This window comes from Bradyrhizobium sp. SZCCHNR1043 (genome assembly GCF_032489675.1).
Taxonomy (GTDB): Bacteria; Pseudomonadota; Alphaproteobacteria; order Rhizobiales; family Xanthobacteraceae; genus Bradyrhizobium.
Window position 1 is genome coordinate 311,671 of record NZ_JAUEYN010000007.1, and the last position, 16,160, is coordinate 327,830.

Below are 16,160 nucleotides of genomic sequence, written 5' to 3' on the forward strand. Positions count from 1 at the left end.
ATGGCCTGAGCTCTGGATTCCGTCGCGTCGCTCGCAATGACGCCGCGGGCTTGTGTGAACACGTGATTCCTCAAAGAGGGCTGCGATGCCTTACCTCCACCTCCGTCAGATCTGCCTGGTCGCGCCCCGGCTCGAGCCGGTGGTCTCGGACATCACCGCGATCATGGGGCTGGAGGTCTGCTACCGCGATCTGCATGTCGCCAAATACGGACTGGAGAATGCGCTGCTGCCGGTCGGGCCGATCCTGCTCGAGGTGATTGCGCCGACCCGCGAGGACACCGCGGCGGGACGCTTCCTCGACAAGACCGGCGGCCGCGGCGGCTACATGGCGATCTTTTCCTGCGATGATCCCGATGGCCGCGCCGCCCGCGCCAACGAGATGGGTGTGCGGACCGCCAACGTGATCGATCATCCGCCCTATCACGGTGTGCAACTGCATCCGCGTGACTGCCGCGCCGCCTTCATCGAGCTCAATCACACCGAGGGCAGCGACGATGTGCTTGGCGCCTATCCGCCCGCCGGGCCGGATTGGACGCGCGCGATCCGCAGCGACGTGACGACGGCGATGACCGAGGTGGTGCTGCGGAGCCCCGAGCCGACCTCGCTCGCCGCGCATTGGGGGCGGATTCTCGACGTGGTGCCGGCGGCCGGCAGCGATGGTGTTGAGCAGTTGTACTTGCCGAACGCCCGTATCCGTGTCGAACCCGGCGAGCGCGAACTCATGAGCGGCCTGACGTTCCGCGTCGCCGATGCTGCACGTGTGGCCGACGCCGCGCGCGCCCGTGGCTATGCGGTTTCAGGCGGTTGTTTCACGATTGGCGGCGTTGCCTTCGCGTTGCAGGGGGCGGTCGCCAGTTAGTTGCTCGTCATGGCCCGGCCATGACGACGTTGGAAGCTCGAGGCTCGTCACCGCCCCTTGAAGTTCGCGAAGCGCCGCTCCTCCGTTGCCTTGACGCCTTCCTTGAAATCCTCGGTCGCGCGCAGCCGGGTCTGTTCGGCGAGCTCGTGCTCGGTTGCTGCCATCACACGGTCGGCGAGGCTGGCGCGCATCGTCGCGCGGGTCGACAGCAGGCCGAGCGGCGAGCATTCGGCGATCTCGGCGGCGAGCTTCATCGCTGCTGTCCGCACCTGGTCCTGCGGCACGCATTCATTGGCGAGCCCCATCTTCAGCGCCTCTTCGCCGGTGACACGGCGGCTGGTGTAGAACATCAGCTCGGCGTTGTTCTTGCCGATCAGCTCGGGCAGCGTCACCGTCAGCCCGAAGCCGGGATGGAAGCCGAGCTTGGTGAAATTGGCGGAGAAGCGCGCTTCCGGACAGGTGACGCGGAAGTCGGCCGAGACGGCGAGGCCGAGCCCGCCACCGATTGCGGCGCCGTGCACGGCGGCGACCACCGGTTTCTTGCAGCGGAAGATCCGCACGGCCTGCATGTAGAGGTGGTTGATCGCCCCGAGGCTGTCGGCCGGATCGCCCTTTGCGCCGGCCGCTTCCTGCGCCTGGCGCGCCGGATCGGTGAAGTTGGCGCCGGCGCAGAACGCCTTGCCCTGGGCCGCCAGCACCGAGGCGCGGATCTCGATGTCGCGGTCGAAGCCTTCGAGCGCGTCGGCGATCTGGTTGATCAGCGAAATGTCGAAGAAGTTGAGCGGCGGCCGGCGAATCTCGATCAGGCCGACATGGCCGTGGATCTCGACCCCGATGTCAGGAAAGTGGGTCATGGTTGTGGTCTCCGATTCTGCTTTCCGGGCGTCGTTGCGAGCGAAGCGAAGCAATCCAGAATCTTGGCGCGGCTCTGAATCGCTTCGCTGCGCTCGCGACGACGGTTCATTGCCAGCGCTATCAGTTCGCGACCGCCGGAATGCTGTCTGCCTCACCTCAGTCCCAGCCCGCGGGCGATGATGCCGCGCAGCACCTCAGTGGTGCCGCCCTGGATCGTCAGCTTCGGCGCGGTCTGCATCGCAAATGTCAGCTGGTTCTCCAAGGTTTCGCGATTTCCTGCGTTCTCCTCGACGAAGGCGGCGAGGTCGCGGACGCGGTGCGGCAGCTGCTGCTCCCATACCGTGCCGACGTCCTTGACGATCGAGGCCTCGACCACCGGCTCCTTGCCGGCCTGCAGCATGCCGGCCACCGACACCGACATCCGCCGCATCGCATGCAGCTGCGCCACCAGCCGGCCGATGCCCTCGGCGCTGCGCGTGTCCGGATCGGGACCGACCGCGCGCACCAGCTCGGTCAGCACGTAATAGGTTTCGAGGAAACGCTCCGGCCCCGAGCGCTCATAGGCGAGCTCGGAGGTGGCCTGCTTCCAGGCGCCGTCGATCTCGCCGAGCTGATGATCGTCCGGCACGAAGGCGTCGGTGAAGACGACCTCGTTGAACTCCTTCTGCCCGGTGATCTGGCCAATCGGATTCACCTTGATGCCGGGCGATTTCATGTTCACCAGGAACTGCGTCAAGCCATGACGCCTGTTCTCCTTGGTCGACGGCGAGGTGCGGAAGATCGCGATCATGTAATCGGCCATGTGCGCCGACGTCGTCCAGATCTTCGAGCCGTTGATCAGCCAGCCGCCCTCGGTCTTGGTCGCGCGCGTCTTGGCGGCGAACAGGTCGGATCCCGAGTTCGGCTCGCTCATGCCGATCGCGAAGCACAATTCGCCGCGGCAGATGCGCGGCAGGATGTCCATCTTGATATGCTCGGGTGCGTAGCGCAGCAGGATCGGTCCGCTCTGCCGGTCGGCGACGAAGAAGCGCCTGACCGGCGCGTTGGCGACCCGCATCTCCTCGGTCACGACGTAGCGCTCCAGGAACGAGCGCTCGTGGCCGCCATATCGTTTCGGCCATGTCATGCCGATCCAGCCGCGCGCGCCGACGCGGGCCGCAAACTCACGTGCGTCGGCATCCTCGCGCTTGGGCTGGTACGGGTTGAAGGTGCCGGCCGCGATCTCATCAGCGAGGAAGGCGCGCACCTCCTTGCGGAGCTCCTCGCATTCCCTCGGCAGGCGGATCGGATCGAAACGAAGTGCGGTCATGCGGCAATCCCCTTCGTCGTCAGCGCGAGGCGACCAGCGGCCACAGCTCATCGGCGCCGCGCGCGGCGACGCGCCTGCCGAGCTCGACGGCCCAATGACTCTCGGAGCCGAAATCGTCGCGCCAGGCGAGCGCGCGCAGCGAGAAGCGATGCAGGATGTGCTCGGTGGTGAAGCCGATCGCGCCGTGGACCTGATGCGCGATCGCCGCGCCCTTTTCGGCGGCCTCGGCGCAGCGGATCTTGGCCGCGGCGGCTTCGAGAAACACCGCCTCGTCGAATGCGCCGGCACGCGCGATCGCATCCGCGGCGGATGTCGCGGCCGCGCTCGCGGCGGCGCTCTCACCGGCCAGCCGTGCCAGGTTGTGCTGCACCGCCTGGAATTTGCCGATCGGCTTCTCGAAGGCGACGCGCTCACCGGCATAGTTGACGCTGATCGCGAGCAGCCGATCCAGCGCGCCGGCGATCTGCAGTCCGCGGGCGACGCCGCCCATCAGCATCAAGGTCGTGGCGTCGAAGCCGGCCGGTGCTGGCCGGCGTGCCAGCGGCGTGATTGTGTCGAACGTCACCGTGTCGCTGGGATCGTTGGCGAGGTTGAGGCCCGCCTCGATGCGCAGGCGCGCGGTCTCGACCAGCGCGATCGACACGCCGTCTCCGCCCTGGGCGAGCACGGCAACATGCTGCGCCGTCCTGGCGAACGGCACGCCGCGGGCGCGGCCGGACAATGTGCCGTCGGTGTCGAGCGTGATCCGGTCCCTCGGATGAGCCGGCGCGATCGTCATGGGGCCGTCGGGCGAGGCAATGCCGCCTTGCTGCAGCAGCCAGCCCGCGAGCAGCGTCTCGGCCAGCGGCACCGCAATCGCAAAACGGCCGGCGGCATTGATGATCTCAAAGCCGTCGGCGAGGTCAGTGCCGGCGCCGCCGAACTCCTCGCCCACCCAGGCGAGCGGCAGGCCGGCCTCGCTCAGCGCCCGCCACAGCGGCGCCGTCCAGCGGCCGTCCTTGTCGTGATTGATCGTCTGCGGGTCGGCGAGATCGGCGAAGATCTTTTCCGCGGTCGCAACGACGATGTTCTCAGCTTCCGCCACAGCGCTCCTCGCCCTCGTTGTCGTCGGTCTCGGCGCGCCATGTCCTGCGCGCGCCGGCGATGTTTTGCCGGCATGATGAGCGCAAGCGACGGTCCTGACAAGCGTAGCCCGCTGCAGGGCCCCGTCCGCTCGCCGCATGGAGGCGAGCGATTTCCGCGCTGCGGAGATTTTGCCGATTTTGCAGATGCAGCGATGTTGGCTAAGAAGAAGCAAAGCAAACAGGGAGGTGCGGAATGGCTGAAGGTCTGTGCGCGATCGTGACGGGTTCGGCGTCCGGCCTCGGAGCCGCGACCGCGTTGCTGCTGGCGAAGGCCGGCATGCGCATCGTCGTGAACTATTCGAACAGCAAGAGTGAGGCCGAGCAGACTGCCGATCTCTGCCGCAAGGAAGGTGCCGAGGTCGTCGTCGTCCAAGGCGACGTGTCGCGCGACGAGGATTGCCGCAAGATCGTCGCCGCCGCTGCGGCCTGGGGCCGGCTGGATGCGCTCGTCAACAATGCCGGCACCACCAAGCACGTACCGCACGATCAGCTCGACGGCCTTTCGGCCGAGGATTTCCAACGCATCTTCGCGGTCAACACCATCGGCCCCTTCCAGATGGTGCGCGCTGCGCGGCCGCTGCTCGAAGCGGCGGCCAAGGCGACGGCGCGTGCGTCCGCGGTCGTCAACGTCTCGTCGGTGGCCGGCATCAGCGGCGTCGGCTCGTCGGTTGCCTACGCCGCCAGCAAGGGCGCGCTCAACACGATGACGCTGTCGCTGGCCCGCGCCCTGGCGCCCGCGATCCGCGTCAACACCGTCTGCCCCGGCTATATCGATACGCCCTGGTTCACCAAGGGCCGCGGCGAGGCCGGCGCCAAGCAGGTGCGCGATGCCGTGGTGGCGCGGGTGCCGCTGCGCGCGGCTTCATCCGCCGAGGATATCGCGCAGCTCGTGGCGTTCCTGGCGAGTCCGGCGTCAGGCCACATGACCGGCGAGGTCGTGCGCATGGATGCGGGGATGCATCTGTTGGGGTGAAATGGTCATGGCGAGCGGCCGCTGTGGTCGCTCGCAATGACGTGGCGTGAGGCGGTTACCGATTGAAATCGCGGATCGTGCCGCTGGCGACCAGCCTGTTCCAGATGAATAGCACCACGACCGCGCCGAGGGTCGCGGTCACGTAGCCCGCGCCCTGGTCGGGGCCGTAGCGGCCGATGGCCTGCCCGATGGCGGTGGCGAGGAACGCGCCGAGGATTCCGAGCACGATGGTCAGGATGAAGCCGGAGGGATTGTTGGGACCCGGCGATAGAAGCCGCGCCAGGAAGCCGGCGACCAGCCCGACGATCAGAATGTGCAGCATGAGTGTCGTCCTTCCCGTCAGCGATCGCGGAGCGTCAGATCCGGCCCGCCAACTCGTGCTCGGTCGGCAGCCGCCCGTCCGGCGTGAGCTGATCGATCACTTTCGGCAGGTACTGGCTCAGCCCGTTCAACAGCTCCTCGCGCGACAGCCCGCTCTGCGCGGTGAGCTGATCGATCTGATCGGCGCCGAGCGCATTGGCGAGATCGCCGGGCGAGATCGGCTTGTTCTCGCCGGGGGAGACCCAGGAGTTCGCGGTGTCGCCATGGCCCTTGTCCTGGAACTGGCGCAGGAGATCGCCGAGCCCGCCCGACAGCACGCTGCCGGCGGCACCGCCCGCAAGCAGGCCGCCGAGGCCGCCGGCGATGATGTTGCCGAGGCCGCCACTCAATCCGCCGCCGAGCGGTCCGCCTTGATTCCCGGTCGGCTGGGGCGGCGGGACCGGCGCTGGCGCCGCGTTCGGCTGCTGCCCATTCTGCGAGAAATGCTTCACCGCTTTCCACGCCAGCAAAGCGAGGATCGCCATCGTCATCGGCGACATGCCGCCGCTCTTCTGCGTGGTCGGATGACTCGGCCCGTTCGGGCCGTTCTGCATGCCGTTGAGGATATCGAGTAGACCCATGACCCTGCCTCCTGCGCCCCACGCCGACAAAACCTATGGGCTTGCACGCGGCGTTACAAGCCGCGTGCAGAATGGTCGCACAGGGGGAACGTGTCGCGCGCGGCTCAGTTCCTGGCTTCGGCCCGTTTCGGCGCCTTGGCTCCGGGCGGCGCGGCCGCGGTCTGGCTCGGGCCGGTGAACATCCGCTTCAGTTCGTCGAGCTTCTCGGACAGGACCGGAAAGTTGCACGAGAACGAATCGCGGCGCCAGCCGTCCTTGGCACATTGCGCCGCCTTGATGCGGGCGCGTGCCTCCACGTTCGACGTCGGCGGTGGCAATCCGCCTTGCGCGGACGAAGCCGGCGGCTTGCTCGGCCGTTGCGGCGGCGGGGCCGGCATGGCCGGCTTCGGCGGCTCGATCGCGGCCCGCGCCGTCATGTCCCTGAGCGAGGGCTGGAGGTCCTGCGTTTGCGGCCGCGACATCATCGCCGAGCTCATGTTGGCGTGGCGCTGGCGCTCGAGGTATTGCGTATACTGCTGGTCGATGAACTTCTGCTCTTCGGCCGTGGGATTGGGACCGGCAATGTCGAAGCTGCGATCCTGCATGAAGTCGTAATAGACATAGCCGCCGCCCGGCTTCCGTCTCCCGGCAAATTTAGCGTTGCACTGCGCCAGCGCCGCCGTCTTCTCCTCCTTGGAGGCCGACTTCTCGGCGGCGTCGGCGCATTCCTCGAAATCCGTCGGGGAGCGGCTCCACCACTCTGCGTGCGCGCGTGGAGGTTGCACGGCGGGCAAGCAGGTGATCGCTGCAAAGATCAGTACTGGCAGGCGGGGTGGGTACACGAACGGCAATCCTCAGCGGCTCCCCGCCTCAGATGACGGGAGATTGTCGCCATTTTGCGGCGAGGTGTGACTCCAATGCTGCGTAATTTGCGACTTTCTTCTTTATTTGCCGTGGTTCCGTGATCTGGTTGCCACAGTCGGGTCGGCATTGACGGCGGTGCCGCTCGTGAATCGCACCTTGCTGTGGCGCCGGAACGATACGCAGCATCTTTCCACCATTTTCATCCCGCCGTAGTTGACAAAACTAATCTTGACGTTGGAAAGATTGGTGTTGACGGAACCGGGCGAGCGCTCCTATGAATATCTTGACAATGGAAAGATAAACTGCGCGCGTCCGGCGCGGAGGAGGCGGCCATGAAAGTGTTCCTCACGGTCAAGCTGGCGCTGCTGCCGTTCGTCGTGTTCTGGGCGCTACTGGCCTGGCACCAGCCGGCATGGGCGGTGTGGTCCGCGCTGGGCCTGGCGCTGGCCGCCAATGTCTGGCGCGCCTCCCGGGGCCAGCTCGCGCCGCTGGAACTCGGAAGCCTCGCGCTGTTCGTCGTGCTGGCGATCGCCAACGACGTCGCGCCGAATTGGACGGCCGGCAATGCGCTGTGGCTGTCCTTCGCAGGGCTCGGCCTCATCAGCTTTGCTTCGCTCGCCGTCGGTCGTCCCTGGACCGCGGACTATTCCCGGTCGGCCTATGCCGACAGCGCCGCGACGCCCCAGTTCCACCTGATCAACATGATGATGACCGGGCTCTGGGGCGTCCTGTTCCTCGTGCTCGGCCTGTGCCGCTGGGCCGGCGTCGCCTCCTGGATCACGACGATGATCGTCGTCGGCGGCGCGCTGATCTCGATCTTCGGCCCGCGCTTCGCGATTCGCCAGGCCTTGCTGCGCATGCGGGCCGCGCGCGAGGAGTGCCAATGGCCGGCGCCGAGCTTCACCCAGGCGGCCGACACCGAGTGCGACGTCGCGGTGATCGGCGCGGGCATCGGCGGGCTGACGGCGGCAGCCCTGCTCGCGGAGTCCGGGCTGAAGGTGAAGGTGTTCGACCACCACGTCGTGCCCGGCGGCTTCTGCCACACTTATCTGCGCAAGGCCCACCACGACAACAAGCCCGTGCTGTATCGCTTCGATGCCGGGCCGCACGATTTCTCCGGCGTCTGGCTCGGCGGGCCGGTCGACAGCGTGCTGCGCCGGCTCGGCGTCGCCAACCGCATCCAGTGGAAGCGGGTCATTCACTCCTACCGTCTCGCCGGCCGCCGCATCGACGTGCCCGAGGACTGGCGCGCCTATGTCCGACTGCTCTGCGAGATGTTTCCGGCCAGCGCGGACGGGCTGACCCAGCTGTTCGACACCATCCATGCCATCTTCGAGAGCATGTATGCGACGGGGCAGGGCCGCAGCGGCATTCCCGGCATGCCGGCCACATTGGAGGAGATGCTGGCCTTCCCGCGCAAGCATCCGCAGGCGTACCGCTGGATGAACCGCCCGTTTGACGAGCTGGTCGCCGCCCATGTCTCCGATCCCGAGCTGATCGCCTATCTCAATGCGCTGTCGGGCTATCTCGGCGACGGCAGCGAGAAGCTGAGCTGCGCCCAGATGGTCCCGATCTTCGGCTACTACTTCAAGGGCGGCTTTTATCCGGTCGGCGGCTCCGGCCACCTCGCGGACGTGCTCGCCGAGGCGGTCACTGCCCGGGGCGGCGAGGTGCATCTGAAATCCAAGGTCGCGCGCATTCTGGTCGAGGACGGCCGTGCCGCCGGTGTCGTGCTCGGCAATGGCCGCACGGTCCGCGCGCAGGCGGTGGTCTCGAATGCCGATCTCGGCCGCACCTTGACCGAGCTTCTGAGGCCCGACGATCTGCCCGCCGTCTTTCGTGAGCGTGCCCGCACCCTCGCGCCGGCCACGTCGTGCTTCTCGGTGCATCTCGGCCTCGACATGGTGCCCGACATCGCGCCCACCACGCATCTCGACTCGCCGATGGGGATCGGCCTCGCGGTGATGTCCAAGCTCGATCCGTCGGCTGCGCCCGACGGACATGCGACGATGACGATCATCACCCTCGTTCCTCACGAGCAGGCCAAGGGCTGGTTTCCGGGCGAGGGCGGCGACGACTGGAAGGCGTGGCGCCGCTCGCCGGACTACGAGGCGCGCAAGCAGCAGCTCGGCGATGCCATGGTCGCGGCCGCCGAGACCATCATTCCCGGCCTGTCGCAGCACATCGTCTACCGCACCGACGCCAGCCCCGTGACCTATGCGCGCTACGACCTCGCCAGCGACGGTGCGATCTATGGCCTGGCCCGGTCGGGACGGCTGAAGGGCGCCAAGGCTCCGCTGCGCAACCTCGTCATCGCCGGCGGCGGCAATGCCGGAGCGGGCGTCGAGGCCGTGGTGATCTCGGGCGCTGAGGCGGCCGAAGCGCTCGTGCCCGGCCTGCTGGCGCGCGCATCAGAGGTCGCGTCGGATCCGCTGAAGGCACGGGCGCGGGCGGCGTGAGCGCGCCGCCTGCCGCAGCTCGGGCGCATCAAGGCGTATAGAGGTAGCGCAGCAGGGTGCGGCCGACGGTCTCCAGGCTCTGCGCCGAGCACTGCTCGATCGTATCCTGCGTGGTGTTGAAATAGGGCTCGTAGTCGAAGTCGATGACGAGGAAGCTCGGAATCCCGGCCTGCTGCAGCGCCGTGTGGTCGTCGCTGATCGGATACGCCGTGGGCTCCGGCGAGAACGCCGATGGCGCGATACGGCTGCCGATGCTCCAGAACCTCTTGACCTCGGGCAGCGCCGAGGCCAGCGACGAGGGCTCCGGCTGCAGCTTGAGATCCTTGTCGCAGACCATGTCGAAATCGACCGCCTTCTCCGGCTTGTGCGCCGGATAATAGGTCTTCAGATTGGCCGCGAAATGCGGCGAGCCCAGCGGACGCCAGGTCGGATCGCCGGCGCCGAGCGATTTCGGCCCCTCCTCGCCGTCGAAGAAGATCATGTCGATGCCGACGTCGGGCTTCGGCGACAGCGACAGCACGCGTGCGGTCTCCAGCAGCAGCGCGACCGCCGAGGCGGAGTTGTTGGCCCCCGGCATCGGTACGTCCGGCGATTTCGGGTCGCGATAGGCCTTGACGATGCTGTCGTAATGCGTCGCGACGATGATGCGGCGCGGGTTCTGCGCCTGGAAGCGGGCGATGATGTTGGTCAGCGGGATCGTCTTGCCGTCGTCGCCCTTGGCGGTGAAGCTCTGCGTCAGCACCGCGTCCGCCGCGCTCTTGGCCATCGCGGCCTTGATGTAGTCGATCGTCTTCTGATGGCCCGGCTCGCCCATCGAGCGCGGCGTGAATTTCAGCAGGTCCGCGATATGGGCCATCGCGCGCTGCCCGTCCCAGAGCTCGATCTGCGCCTCTGCGGCGCGTGCCGCGGGGGATGCAAACAGCAATGCCGCCATTGCCACCGTAGCGGTCAGGCGAGGCCAGAACTCAGTCATCGAGAAGCTCTTCAAAATGAAAATCAGGACGTCTTCTTGCCGAACGGAATGAACAGGATGCCGGCGCAGACAGCCAGCGCCACCGCGAAATAATAGGTGATCGCGCGCGAGCCGATCGTCGGGATCAGCGCGAAGGTCGTGACCAGCGTGCCGACGACGTTGCCGATGGTCGAGACGCCGTAGACCAATCCGGCGACGCGGCCGGCCTCGTCGGCCGAGCGCGTCAACAGGCTGACGGCGATCGGGGAGAAGGTGCCGAGCAGGGTCAGCGGCACCAGCAGCAGCGCGGTCGAGGCCATCAGCGTGGCCGCCGGACCGTCGCCGACCGTGTCGAGGATGTCGGCCATGACGATGTCGGCCGTCGCCGGCACGAGCGCCATGTAGGCGGCGGCGATCAGGATCATGGTGCCGATGGTGCGCGTCGTCGGCTGCCGGTCGACGATGGCGCTGCCGGCGAAATAGCCGATCGCGAGCGCGCACAGCACCGTCGAGATCAGGCTGGCCCAGGCGCCGATGCCGCTGCCGAAATACGGGTTGAGATAGCGGCTGCCGAGCATCTCGAAGCCCATCAGCACGCAGCCGACCAGGAACGAGCAGAGATAGATCGCCAGCAGGCCCGAGCGTGACACCGGCGCGCTCACGGCAGCTTCCTGTTGTGGCGCTCGATGCTCTTCAGCGCCTCGACCGGCGCGAAGTCGTCTGTCAGCACCTTGGCGTTTGCATCGATCACCTGGCCGCCGTCGATCTCGATGCGCTTGCGCTGCGCCAGCATCTCGGCAAGCTTGTAGCGGAAGCCGAACTCCTTGTCGCGCTCCTGCGCGATGGCGGCGAGATCCTCGGGCTTCCGCTCGTCGCCGAGATAGCCGACCATGACGATGTTGCCGCCGGCCTCGTAGAAGTCGACCTGCGGGAACACGCTGTGAATGGTCTTGACCGCGGCGTCGAACAGCATGGTCGACGGCTCGACGTTCTGCGCCACCACGCCGCCCTCGGCGAGATGGTCCTTGACGAGCTGGTAGAATTCCTTGGTCAGCAGATGGAACGGCACGAACGGCCCACGATAGGCGTCGATCAGGATGATGTCGTAGCGCTCCTTGGATTCCTGCACGAACAGCCGGCCGTCGCGGTTGGCGACGTGGAAGTTCGGCTCCTCCTTGATGCCGAAATATTTCTTGGCGAGCTCCAGCACGGTCGGATCGAGCTCGACCGAGGTCACCTGCACCTTGGGCAGGGAGCGGTGCAGGTACCAGGCGGTGCGGCCACCGCCGAAGCCGATCTCCAGGATCGAGCGGACGTCCTTGGCATACATCACGCTCGCGGTCATGAAGCGGGTATAGTCGACCGGCAGATCGAGCTCGTCGCGGGTGTTGTAGACGCTCTCGGTATAGATGCGCCGGTTGTGACCGAACGTCATGCTGCGGTAGGGCGCCTGCTCATAGACATAGATGTTGTTGTAGAGCGACTCCTTGGACTCCAGCAGATGGCGGGTATCCTGCGCGCTTGCGGCGGCGACGGAGAGCAGAGCTGCGAGCGCGCCTGAAATGACCGACCGGATGAGCATCGACTTGTCTGTTTCCCTCGGCTGAAATGGGCAGGCGCGCTGGATAAAGCGGATCTCGTCGCGCCGGACGGCTGGCCCGGCCACGTGACGCGCTCAGGCACGACCAATACGGCGATCCCAAGGCCGGGGTCCGGATCGGCGCCGTTCTCTTAGACCATCGGCTGCCTTCCGGATAGTCAAACCACCCCCTCCCTACGGGCCTGTGATCGGTAGGCGCCCCGCCTCAACCGGGATCACGCGGCCGCGTTCCCACCGTCTTCCCATCACTGGACCCGAGCGTCGTTGTGCCACGGCCGGCCGTCCGGTTCAGGCGACGACCGGAGAGGCTTCCGGTCGGTGGCCGGGTCTGCTATGGAGGCGGCGAAGCAGGTGCACTTCGGTGCAGGCTCCGGTCCCGTAGCTCAGCTGGATAGAGCGGCGGTTTCCTAAACCGTAGGTCGCATGTTCGAGTCATGCCGGGATCGCCAACTGCCGCAGCCTTGCGCGCGCAGACCTCTCCAGATCAAGCCCGGCGCACGCGTGATCCGGCCCGTTCGGGAATCGGGTGGAGCGCTTCGCTGCCATCGAGGAACTTCTCCGGGTGAGACGGCGGCCTGAGCCCCGTCCGTGCGGCGCGCAATCGCCGCCGAGATGCATCACCCTGGAGCGCTTTCCATGCATACGACCATCGAGCCGGGCATCCTTTATTTTGGGACGCCGGTCGTCCTCATCAGCACCGTCAATGAGGATGGCGGCTTCAATCTCGCGCCGATGTCGTCGGCATTCTGGCTCGGCTGGCGCTGCATGCTGGGCCTCGCCGCCGGATCGAAGACGCCGCAGAACATGCGCCGCACCGGCGAGTGCGTGCTGAACCTGCCGTCGGTCGATCTCGTCGCCGCCGTCGATCGCCTGGCGCAGACCACGGGATCGGACCCGGTGCCGGCGATGAAGCAGCGCAAGGGCTATCGCCACGTGTCCGACAAGTTCGCCGCCGCGGGGCTGACCGCAACGGCGTCGGAGACCGTTGCGGCTCCGCGCGTCGCCGAATGCGCGGTCCAGCTCGAAGCGCGCATCGAGTCGGTGCATGGCATCGCCGACGACGACGCGATCCTGAGGGGGCACATCCAGTGCTTCGAGGTGCGGGTGCAGCGGATCCATGTCGACGAGGCCATCCTGATGGACGGCACGCGTGACCGTATCGACCCGGACAAATGGCGGCCGCTGATCATGAGCTTCCAGCAGTTCTATGGCCTGGGCGCGCGCCTTCACGAGTCGCGGCTGGGCACCATTCCGGAGGCGGCCTATCGCACGCCCGACGTCGAGCGCGCCCGCAAGGCGGCCATGCGGATGGAGGTGGCGGCAGGCTGAGCCGGCTCGGCCCCGAGTCTCGCCTGGAATCGCGCTGCCACACGTTCAACTCTGCATCCGAGTGCGAGAGGTTGAGGACATCATGGGGGCTGTTGCCGTCGAGCGGCTGCTGATCGAGGCGGCTGATCACTACAATGCCGGGCGTGCCGGTTCGGCCAAGGCCCTGTGCAGCGACATCCTCCAGGCGGTGCCGGATCATCTGCCGGCGCTGCATCTGTCCGCGATCCTCGCCTTCGCCGATGGCCGCATGGCAGACGGCGCGGAGCTGCTGGCGTGCGTGTTCGCACGCGATCCCAACCATGCGCCGGCCTATGTGACGCTCGGCGACGCGCTGGCGGTGAAAGGTGAGCGCGACGGCGCTGCCGACGCCTTTGCGCGCGCCGCAGCGTTGAGGCCGCACGATGCCGCCATTCACAGCAAGCTCGGCAGCGCGCTGCTGGAGCTCGCCCGCTTCACCGAGGCCGAAGCCGCCTATCGCCACGCGCTGGCGCTTGATCCGGCGCTGTTGCGCGCGCGTTGGAATCTCGCGCTCGCCTTCAACCGGCAGGGGCGGCTTGCCGAGGCGGAAGCGGCCTATCGCGCGCTGCTCGAGCGCGATCCGTCCTTTCCCGGCACATGGCGGGCGCTGGCCCATGTGCTCGCCGACCAGGCCAGATACGACGAGGCCGTGCCCGCTTATCTGCATGCGCTGGCGGCGCAGCCGGCCGATGCTGGCCTCCACCTCGCCCTCGGCGACGTGCTCTACAAGCAGCGCGCCTACGCTGACGCCGCGATCCATTACGGCCGCGCCGGCGATCTTGCGCCGGGCGATGCCAAGGCCGCGCGATTGCTGGGGCACGCGCTGCACGAGGCCGGCCGCCCGGCCGAGGCCGTCGAGGCCTATCGCCGCGCCGCGGCGCTCGATCCCACCGATGTGGTCGTGCTCAGCAATCTCGCCGCCTGCCTGTGCGGGACAGGCCAGCTCGATGCGGCGATTGCCGCCTGCGAGCACGCGCTGGCGCTGCAGCCCGATCACGCCCCGGCGCATACCAACCTCGGCATCATCCATGAGCTGCGCGGCGAGATCGATGATGCCGTCGCGGCGCATCGCCGCGCCGTCGCCGCCGATCCGGCCTATGCCAAGGGCTACGCCAATCTCGCGGTGGCGCTGCGTAATGCCGGCGACATCGACGCCGCGCTGGCGGCCTCGCATCACGCGATTTCGCTCGCGCCCGACAACGCGCTCGCGCGCTACAATCACGCGCATTTCCTGCTGATGTGCGGCGACCTCGTGAACGGCTTCGCCGAGCATCGCTGGGGCCGCGACTGTCCTGATCTCTCCGCGGGCATGCCGCGTTTCGGCGCGCCGGAATGGCAGGGTGAGCCGCTTGAGGGACGCACGTTGCTGCTGTTCGCCGAATATGGCATCGGCGATGCGCTGCAATTCGTGCGCTATGTGGATCGCGTCAAGACGATGGGCGGCAATATCGTGCTGCAGGTGCAGCCGGCGATCGCGCCGCTGCTACGCTGTCTGGAGGGCGTGACCGTGGTGCCGCGCGGCGCGCCGCTGCCGCCATTCGACCTGCAGGCGCCGCTGATGGATCTGCCGCGCATCTTCGGTACCACGCTGGAGACGATTCCGGCCGAGGTGCCTTATCTTGCGGCCGATCCGATCAAGGTGACCGCGTGGCGCAACGTGCTCGGGCGCGCGCCGTCGTTGAAAGTCGGCGTCGTCTGGGCCGGCAATCCCAGGCACAAGGGCGACCGCCAGCGCTCGCTCACCGCGCAGGCGGTGCTGCCGCGGCTGGTGATGCCGGGCGTGCAGCTCTATTCCTTGCAGAAGGAGCCGCGACCGGACGATGCGCTAGGGCTCGCCGAGCTTGGCACCGACGTCATCGATCTCGCGCCGCTGCTGAGCGACTTCGCCGAGACCGCGGCCGCCGTTGCCGCGCTCGACCTCGTCATCTCCGTCGACACGTCGGTGGCGCATCTCGCCGGCGCGCTCGGCCGCCCGGTCTGGGTGCTCTTGCCCTATGCGCTCGACTGGCGCTGGCTGCGCGACCGCGCCGACACCCCGTGGTATCCGACCATGCGGTTGTTCAGGCAGGGGCAGCCGATGGCGTGGGATGGCGTGCTGGCGTGGGCGGCAGCAGAGCTGGCGCGTGTTGCGGCGGGGGAGCGGGAGTTGCTGCTGCCTGACTTGTTCGACGCATCCTGACGGAGCGCTGCGTTGTGGAGGGTGCTCTGTCCACCTCTCCGCTGTCGTCCCGGGCGTAGACCCGGGACCCATACCGCGTGATCTCTCGGTGGCGCGCGATGGTGGCGACGCGTGCAACAAATAACCAGATGGGGTTATGGGTCCCGGCTCGGAGGCCGGGACGACAGCAGTGGGTGTCGCGCGCGCAAAGAAACTCAAGGAGCCGGATCAACATCCAGCTTTAGGCGCGCTCGCTCGACGCTTAACGTCCTCAAGCCCACGTTCCGTCTGTCGAAGAGTGTCCATTGTGGATCGCCTTCAGCGGTCATGAATGACGAGACGTAAAGATCATCCGACAGAGCCACGACGATTTCAGGCAACCGACCGAAAATAGATAGGTCCGAAACAGCCTTCTTACGAATGCGATCAAACGTTGGCTCCCACAACGGCTCCTCGCTCCAACTTCCGCACATGATCGACTTCTTGTCTTCGATGCGCCAGCTCCACTGGATCATCAGTCCGAATTCGCCAAGCGGATTGGGGGAGGTCCCGTCCCGACGGAGATACGTACGTTCTGTCAGCCGTCCGAACTCCAAAAAAATAGCCGATCCGGCGCCACGCCAGAGATGAGACAGGGGCAGACCGATCAGCGGCTCGCGAAACGTCTGCAGAATATGAATATCGTCACTGATCAAACCTGCACCTCTGCACATCTGCCGGTGGACAAATTCTAACGCTGG

General features: G+C 67.0%; 15 protein-coding genes and 1 tRNA gene. 6 read left to right on the forward strand and 10 right to left on the reverse strand.

The window, feature by feature from the left end; all coding sequences use genetic code 11:
- Positions 1 to 85 precede the first annotated feature (85 nt).
- Complete coding sequence (locus tag QX039_RS14805) at positions 86 to 859, forward strand: hypothetical protein (protein ID WP_315735140.1); 774 nt, start codon at positions 86 to 88, stop codon at positions 857 to 859.
- Between the two features lie 47 nt (positions 860 to 906).
- Here the strand turns inward: QX039_RS14805 and QX039_RS14810 are convergent, their stop codons facing one another.
- From QX039_RS14810 to QX039_RS14820, 3 genes are all read right to left on the reverse strand, one after another.
- Positions 907 to 1,713 carry an enoyl-CoA hydratase/isomerase family protein gene (locus QX039_RS14810; RefSeq protein ID WP_315735138.1) on the reverse strand — a complete coding sequence of 269 codons (807 nt, stop codon included), beginning with the start codon at positions 1,711 to 1,713 and terminating at the stop codon, positions 907 to 909.
- Between the two features lie 152 nt (positions 1,714 to 1,865).
- Positions 1,866 to 3,023, reverse strand: a complete 1,158-nt coding sequence (locus tag QX039_RS14815) for an acyl-CoA dehydrogenase family protein (RefSeq protein WP_315735136.1) — start codon at positions 3,021 to 3,023, stop codon at positions 1,866 to 1,868.
- Between the two features lie 19 nt (positions 3,024 to 3,042).
- The gene (locus QX039_RS14820; RefSeq protein ID WP_315735133.1) at positions 3,043 to 4,107 is read right to left on the reverse strand and encodes an acyl-CoA dehydrogenase family protein; all 1,065 of its coding nucleotides are present in this window, start codon (positions 4,105 to 4,107) and stop codon (positions 3,043 to 3,045) included.
- A gap of 233 nt (positions 4,108 to 4,340) precedes the next feature.
- Here QX039_RS14820 and QX039_RS14825 point away from each other — a divergent pair, with 233 nt between their 5' ends.
- The gene (locus QX039_RS14825) at positions 4,341 to 5,120 is read left to right on the forward strand and encodes an SDR family oxidoreductase (protein WP_315735132.1); all 780 of its coding nucleotides are present in this window, start codon (positions 4,341 to 4,343) and stop codon (positions 5,118 to 5,120) included.
- A gap of 55 nt (positions 5,121 to 5,175) precedes the next feature.
- Here the strand turns inward: QX039_RS14825 and QX039_RS14830 are convergent, their stop codons facing one another.
- The 3 genes from QX039_RS14830 to QX039_RS14840 form a co-directional block, all read right to left on the reverse strand.
- Positions 5,176 to 5,442, reverse strand: a complete 267-nt coding sequence (locus QX039_RS14830; RefSeq protein WP_315735131.1) for a GlsB/YeaQ/YmgE family stress response membrane protein — start codon at positions 5,440 to 5,442, stop codon at positions 5,176 to 5,178.
- A gap of 34 nt (positions 5,443 to 5,476) precedes the next feature.
- On the reverse strand, positions 5,477 to 6,061 hold the full coding sequence (locus tag QX039_RS14835; RefSeq protein WP_315735129.1) for a YidB family protein: 585 nt from the start codon (positions 6,059 to 6,061) through the stop codon (positions 5,477 to 5,479).
- A gap of 104 nt (positions 6,062 to 6,165) precedes the next feature.
- Positions 6,166 to 6,882 (reverse strand): hypothetical protein, encoded by a 717-nt coding sequence (locus QX039_RS14840; protein WP_315735127.1) that lies wholly within the window; start codon positions 6,880 to 6,882, stop codon positions 6,166 to 6,168.
- A 354-nt stretch (positions 6,883 to 7,236) separates the two neighbouring features.
- Here QX039_RS14840 and QX039_RS14845 point away from each other — a divergent pair, with 354 nt between their 5' ends.
- Entirely contained in the window at positions 7,237 to 9,363 is a 2,127-nt protein-coding gene (locus QX039_RS14845) for an FAD-dependent oxidoreductase (RefSeq protein ID WP_315735125.1), read from the forward strand.
- A 28-nt stretch (positions 9,364 to 9,391) separates the two neighbouring features.
- On the opposite strand, the gene QX039_RS14850 is transcribed toward QX039_RS14845, so the two are convergent.
- Genes QX039_RS14850 through QX039_RS14860 form a run of 3 tightly spaced genes read right to left on the reverse strand, consistent with a single transcriptional unit; the run spans position 9,392 to position 11,897 of the window.
- Positions 9,392 to 10,336, reverse strand: a complete 945-nt coding sequence (locus QX039_RS14850) for a M28 family peptidase (protein WP_315735123.1) — start codon at positions 10,334 to 10,336, stop codon at positions 9,392 to 9,394.
- A 23-nt stretch (positions 10,337 to 10,359) separates the two neighbouring features.
- Positions 10,360 to 10,977: a fused MFS/spermidine synthase gene (locus QX039_RS14855; protein ID WP_315735121.1), complete on the reverse strand. Its 618-nt coding sequence runs from the start codon at positions 10,975 to 10,977 to the stop codon at positions 10,360 to 10,362.
- Positions 10,974 to 11,897, reverse strand: a complete 924-nt coding sequence (locus QX039_RS14860) for a fused MFS/spermidine synthase (protein WP_315735118.1) — start codon at positions 11,895 to 11,897, stop codon at positions 10,974 to 10,976. The genes QX039_RS14855 and QX039_RS14860 overlap by 4 nt, the downstream gene beginning before the upstream one ends.
- Before the next feature lie 390 nt (positions 11,898 to 12,287).
- Here QX039_RS14860 and QX039_RS14865 point away from each other — a divergent pair.
- The 3 genes from QX039_RS14865 (at position 12,288) to QX039_RS14875 (ending at position 15,441) form a co-directional block, all read left to right on the forward strand.
- Positions 12,288 to 12,364: transfer RNA gene (locus QX039_RS14865), tRNA-Arg, on the forward strand.
- 187 nt (positions 12,365 to 12,551) lie between these two features.
- Positions 12,552 to 13,244 carry a flavin reductase family protein gene (locus QX039_RS14870; RefSeq protein ID WP_315735116.1) on the forward strand — a complete coding sequence of 231 codons (693 nt, stop codon included), beginning with the start codon at positions 12,552 to 12,554 and terminating at the stop codon, positions 13,242 to 13,244.
- Between the two features lie 82 nt (positions 13,245 to 13,326).
- A complete protein-coding gene (locus QX039_RS14875; protein ID WP_315735114.1) occupies positions 13,327 to 15,441 on the forward strand; it encodes a tetratricopeptide repeat protein in 2,115 nt (704 codons plus the stop codon).
- Between the two features lie 194 nt (positions 15,442 to 15,635).
- Here QX039_RS14875 and QX039_RS14880 read toward each other — a convergent pair whose 3' ends face one another.
- Entirely contained in the window at positions 15,636 to 16,115 is a 480-nt protein-coding gene (locus QX039_RS14880; protein ID WP_315735111.1) for a hypothetical protein, read from the reverse strand.
- Between the last annotated feature and the right edge of the window lie 45 nt (positions 16,116 to 16,160).

Bases quoted from the DNA above. Each gene is read 5' to 3' on its own strand.
- QX039_RS14805 (WP_315735140.1), top strand. From the start codon at position 86: ATGCCTTACCTCCACCTCCGTCAGATCTGCCTGGTCGCGCCCCGGCTC.
- QX039_RS14810 (WP_315735138.1), bottom strand. From the start codon at position 1,713: ATGACCCACTTTCCTGACATCGGGGTCGAGATCCACGGCCATGTCGGC.
- QX039_RS14815 (WP_315735136.1), bottom strand. From the start codon at position 3,023: ATGACCGCACTTCGTTTCGATCCGATCCGCCTGCCGAGGGAATGCGAG.
- QX039_RS14825 (WP_315735132.1), top strand. From the start codon at position 4,341: ATGGCTGAAGGTCTGTGCGCGATCGTGACGGGTTCGGCGTCCGGCCTC.
- QX039_RS14830 (WP_315735131.1), bottom strand. From the start codon at position 5,442: ATGCTGCACATTCTGATCGTCGGGCTGGTCGCCGGCTTCCTGGCGCGG.
- QX039_RS14835 (WP_315735129.1), bottom strand. From the start codon at position 6,061: ATGGGTCTACTCGATATCCTCAACGGCATGCAGAACGGCCCGAACGGG.
- QX039_RS14845 (WP_315735125.1), top strand. From the start codon at position 7,237: ATGAAAGTGTTCCTCACGGTCAAGCTGGCGCTGCTGCCGTTCGTCGTG.
- QX039_RS14850 (WP_315735123.1), bottom strand. From the start codon at position 10,336: ATGACTGAGTTCTGGCCTCGCCTGACCGCTACGGTGGCAATGGCGGCA.
- QX039_RS14860 (WP_315735118.1), bottom strand. From the start codon at position 11,897: ATGCTCATCCGGTCGGTCATTTCAGGCGCGCTCGCAGCTCTGCTCTCC.
- QX039_RS14870 (WP_315735116.1), top strand. From the start codon at position 12,552: ATGCATACGACCATCGAGCCGGGCATCCTTTATTTTGGGACGCCGGTC.
- QX039_RS14875 (WP_315735114.1), top strand. From the start codon at position 13,327: ATGGGGGCTGTTGCCGTCGAGCGGCTGCTGATCGAGGCGGCTGATCAC.